Origin of the sequence: Paraclostridium sp. (assembly GCF_051657365.1) — a bacterium.
Taxonomy (GTDB): Bacteria; Bacillota; Clostridia; order Peptostreptococcales; family Peptostreptococcaceae; genus Paraclostridium.
This window is the reverse complement of the sequence record NZ_JBOFKN010000031.1, coordinates 1-1,080: the sequence shown is the minus strand read 5'-3', so window position 1 is coordinate 1,080 and position 1,080 is coordinate 1. Positions and strand designations below refer to the sequence as shown.

The window sequence follows — 1,080 nt, the reverse complement described above, 5'->3', positions numbered from 1 at the left end:
ATACAAAATGCAAGTTATTTTATTTTATTTTTTCAAAAGTTGTATATTGATTAATTAAATCTTAAGATTATATGATATAGAAATTTAATAAGGAATTTGAAAAAAATTTTATAAAAATTTTTTCTTGATAGCTTGATAGTGTGAAATTTATATACAGTATATATACGAAGAATTAATAATATTACGAAACAATGTATATGGAAAAAAAAGTTAATTAAATGGTTATATCTTTTTAAATTTAAATCTACAAATTTAATTTTTTGAAGTGCTAAAATATTATTATAGTGTGATATAGGAGGAATTGGATGTTACAAGTAAAGTGTATTTTAGTTAAAGGTGGAGAAAATTTAAATCTTTATTCAGAGATTATAAATAAGGTAGCAAGAGAATATAAAGAGTTTAAAAACTATAAGATAAATAATAATTTAGAAGGTTTATTATTAGATTTTGATGTTAATAATAAGTATAGAGATTTCAATCTTACTTTTTTGTGCAGAGAAGATAACTTGAATAGTGATATGATAATAAAATATTCTATATTAAATTTTAACAATGAAAGTGAAACAGACTCTTATATAGTAGTTGATAAATACGATAATAAACATATTAGAATTCAAAGTTTTACTGATGATGAAGTAGTAAATGTTTTAACTATTTCGCAAAGAGATTCTTTAGAAAACATTGTTTATAATCTGAGTGATTATGAAGGAGCTATAATAGATACAGAATTAAAGAAAACAGTAAAAGGTTTAAGTATGGATAATTTAGTGGAAGCTATTTTAGAATATTTTGGTGTGAGAATGGGACATCTATTCAGTAAAACATCAAAAGATATATTAAAATGTGATATAGAAAAGTTATTTTTATCTAAATAGGAAATATATTAGAAAAATTTACTACTATTAAATAGATATTTAATTTAAAGAAAGTTTTAATTTTAGTTCTATAATAGTGCAAAAATGCTTGAATAATTTTACAGTTATATAAAACAAAAAAAACATTTGTAACAAATCCTTGTTATAATTAAGTTCCTACACAAAATCCAACAAAGGAGTTATTTACAAATGTTTCAGGAATTAA

General features: G+C 20.6%; 1 protein-coding gene. It reads left to right on the top strand.

Annotated features, from left to right (window positions below; all coding sequences use genetic code 11):
• The first annotated feature begins 305 nt into the window (after positions 1-305).
• Positions 306-875: a hypothetical protein gene (locus ACRCYC_RS01955; RefSeq protein ID WP_438617483.1), complete on the top strand. Its 570-nt coding sequence runs from the start codon at positions 306-308 to the stop codon at positions 873-875.
• Positions 876-1,080: the final 205 nt, after the last annotated feature.

What these genes read in the sequence shown, in the direction of transcription:
- ACRCYC_RS01955 (WP_438617483.1), top strand. Translation starts at nt 306, where the DNA reads ATGTTACAAGTAAAGTGTATTTTAGTTAAAGGTGGAGAAAATTTAAAT.